This window comes from Streptomyces anatolicus, from assembly GCF_019400875.1.
Classification (GTDB): Bacteria; Actinomycetota; Actinomycetes; order Streptomycetales; family Streptomycetaceae; genus Streptomyces; species Streptomyces anatolicus.
In genome coordinates this window covers 1-3,648 of sequence record NZ_WMBF01000572.1, presented here as the reverse complement: position 1 = coordinate 3,648, position 3,648 = coordinate 1, and the positions used below count along the sequence as shown (strand labels likewise).

The 3,648-nt window shown below is 71.8% G+C and carries 1 protein-coding gene; it reads left to right on the top strand.

Translation table 11 applies throughout. The annotated features are described in order from the left end of the window. Positions 1-212: 212 nt before the first annotated feature. On the top strand, positions 213-3,648 hold a 3,436-nt coding region (locus tag GKQ77_RS29700), incomplete at its 3' end, for a S8 family serine peptidase (RefSeq protein WP_219692211.1).

The following is a 3,648-nucleotide window of genomic DNA, read 5'->3' as shown; positions in this document are numbered from 1 at the left end:
TAACAGAGTCAGGGGTGGGTTCCCTGCGGGTGGGTCGTGGCTGGGCGCGCAGTTCCCCGCGCCCCTTACGGGGCCCCGTCGCTCGGCGTGCCAATTCTGCACTGGCGGATTTCCGCCAGCTCATGGCAACTCCCTTGTCGCACAAGGAGCCTGACACTCTTTCGCAGCGCTCGCGCATCAAGCCCCGCCCGGCGCACGAAGAGAGGCTGCCCATGGACAGGAGAGCCCCCGCGCGGCGAAGAGCCGCGCTCATTGGTGTAAGCACCCTGGTGTTCGCCCTGCTTCCGGGCGCGCCCGGCGTCACCGCCCCCTACGAAGGGCCCACAGCCGTCGCCCCCGTCGTCCATACCGTCACCCTGATCACCGGTGACCAGGTCACCGTCGCCCGGCTCCCCGGCGGTCGCCGGGCCGTCACCGTCGAACGGGCCCCGGGGGCCGGTGGTGCCGTACGGAGTCAGATGGTCGGCGGGCGTCTCCGCGTCGTGCCGGACGAGGCGCGGTCGTATCTGCGCTCCGGCGTGCTCGATCCGCGGCTCTTCGATGTCACCGAGCTGATCCGGCAGGGGGCCGCCCACCACGCCGAGGCGCGGCTTCCACTCATCGTCACGTATGGCACGGATGGCACGTATGAGCGGGGCCGGTCCCTGCCGCGCGGGGTCGTGAAGGTGCGGTCGTTGCCGAGTGTCTCCGGCCTCGCCGTGAGCGCCGCGAAGCCCGGCGCCCTGTGGCGCGCCATACGAGACGAGGCGTCCGGCATCGACAAGGTCTGGCTCGATGGCCGCGTCCGGGCCGACATGGCCCGGAGCAACGAGCAGATAGGCACGCCCCGAGCCTGGGCGGCCGGGCTCACCGGGAAGGGCGTGAAGGTCGCCGTCCTCGACACCGGGGTCGACGGCGACCATCCGGACCTCACGGGGCGCGTCACCGAGAGCAGGAGCTTCATCCCGGGCGAGGAGGTCGCCGACCGGAACGGGCACGGCACCCACGTCGCCTCCACCGTCGGCGGCAGCGGCGTCGCCTCCGAGGAGAGGAAGGAGAGGGGCGTCGCGCCCGGCGCCTCCCTCGCCGTCGGCAAGGTGCTCGGCGACGACGGCTTCGGGAGCGAGTCCGAGGTCATCGCGGGCATGGAGTGGGCCGTCAAGGAGGCCGACGCCGAGGTCGTCTCCATGAGCCTCGGTTCGCAGGAGCCGAGCGACGGCACCGACCCCATGGCCACCGCCCTGAAAACGCTCTCCAAGGAGACGGGCGCCCTCTTCGTCGTCGCGGCCGGGAACGCCGGCACCCCCTCCTCCATCGGCTCGCCCGGCGCCGCCGACTCCGCGCTGACCGTCGGCGCGGTCGACTCCCAGGACGAGGCCGCGTACTTCACCAGCCGGGGCCCGCGCGCCGGCGACCACGCGCTCAAGCCCGATCTGTCGGCGCCGGGCGTCGACATCCTCGCGGCCCGCTCCGGACTCACCGGCGGCGAGGGCTTCTACACGGAGATGAGCGGTACGTCGATGGCGACCCCGCACGTCGCGGGCGTGGCCGCCCTCCTAGCCGAGAAGCACCCCGACTGGACCGGCGCCCGGCTCAAGAACGCGCTGATGTCCACGTCCCGGCAACTCGACGCCAGTACGTATGAGTTGGGGGCGGGGCGGGTCAGCGTGCCCGATGCCGTCGACGCGGACATCACCGCTAGCGGCAGCGTCGATCTCGGTTTCCATGAGTGGCCGCACGAGGGTGATGAGCCGGTCCGTAAGTTCGTCACCTACGCCAACTCATCCGCCAGCGACGTCGAGTTGAGTCTGCGCGTACGAGGCGGGGGCTCCGGAGTCGTCGGGCTCGGCGACACCACCCTCACCGTCCCCGCCCACGGGACCGCTTCCACCACCGTCACCGGCGACGGCAGGCAGGCACCCGTGGGCAACACCAGCGGGGCCATCGTCGCGAGCATCGGCGGCGAGGAGGTCGCGCACAGCGCGTTCGGCCTGGTCAAGGAGGCGGAGCGGTACACGCTCACCGTGCGCGTCAAGGGCCGTGACGGCGCCGCGACCCCGGCGGACCTCGTGGTGCAGCAGCTCGCCGAGGGCGCCGATCCGGTCCCTGCCGCCGTCGGCGACTCCGGCACCCTGAAGCTGCGCCTGCCTCCGGGGACGTACTCCGTGACGTCCTTCCTCGACGTGCGCGGCGCCCACGGCGAGGACTCGCTCGGCCTCGGGTTCCTCGCCGAACCGCAGATCAGGCTCGACCGTGATCGGAAAGTCACCTTGGATGGGCGGGAGTTGAGGGAGGTTCGGGCCGAGGTCCAGCGGCGTACCGCCACCCGGCAGCTGCTGATGGAGTACGACAGGAAGGGCGGCGGCGCCGAGCTTCAGGAAGCCGTCCAGGTGCCCGTGAAGTACGACAGCGTCTTCGCCGCCCCGACCTCCGAGGTCACCGAGGGCAGCTTCGAGTACCGCACGGTCTGGCGGCTCGGCAAGCCCCCCGTGGACGTCAAGGGCCTGCGCGAGGCCGTCGCCCAGCCCGGCGGGACCCTCACCGAGGGGCGGAGGAAGTGGGCGCTGGTGGACGCGGGCGACGGCACCCCGGCCGCGTACGAGGGCAAGGACGTGCGCGGCAAGGCCGTCGTCGTACGCCACACGGATACCGTCAGCCCGGAGCGGCTGGGGCAGGCGGCGCAGGACGCGGGGGCGAGCGCGCTCTTCGTGACGGATGAGCGGGCGGGCCGCCTCCACGCCTGGTTCGGCGCCGACGACAACACGGACCGGCCGCTCCAGATCGCCACCGTCGACGCCGCCGACGGCGCCCGGCTCATCGCGGCGGCCGAGGCGGGCAAGAAGATCGAGAGCACCGGCACGGTCAACACCCCTTACGTCTACGACCTCTCCCAGGGCCACGAGGGAGCCGTCCCGCACGACCTCACCTACCGGCCCGGAATGCGTGAACTCGCCGTCCTGGACACCAAGTTCCACGCGGTGAAGCCCGCTCGGGGCGACGAGTTCCGCTACTCGATGACCGACACCTTCCCGATCGGCCTCGGCTTCCAGGAGAAGGTCGACTACCCGGCGACGCGCACGGAGTACGTCTCCACGGGCGCGGGCCTGCTCTGGCACGAATCCGTGTCCACCGGGCCCGGCGCCCTGGAGCAGCGCGGTGGCCTCGTCGCCTACAAGGGGGGTGAGCGGACCGACCTGAACTGGTTCAAGCCGGTCCTGCACCCCTGGCTCGGCACCGGCATCGGCTGGGGCCAGACGCGGCGCGGCGACACGCTGGAGTTCCACGTGCCCGGCTGGGGCGACTCGGGGCCCGACCACACCGGCTTCGGCGATGTGTGGAGCGAAGAGACGATGACGCAGGTCAGTGAGGTCTTCGTGGAGGGAGTCAGCGTCGACCGGCGGGAGGGTCCGGGCGTGTATGTGCGGGGCGCGGATTCCGCCGAGCGCACGTACAAGGTCGTCACCGATACGACGCTCGATCCGGCGCGGTGGAAGCTCGCCACGCAGGGGCACGCCGAGTGGACCTTCCGGTCGAAGGAGACCCCGGCGGACCGGAATACCTTGCTGCCGCTGCTCAACCTCGGCTTCGACGTCGACACGTCTCTCGCGGGGGACGTGCGCGGTGGGCGGACCGTGCCGGTGGGGATCTTCGCGGAGTATGTGAAGGGGG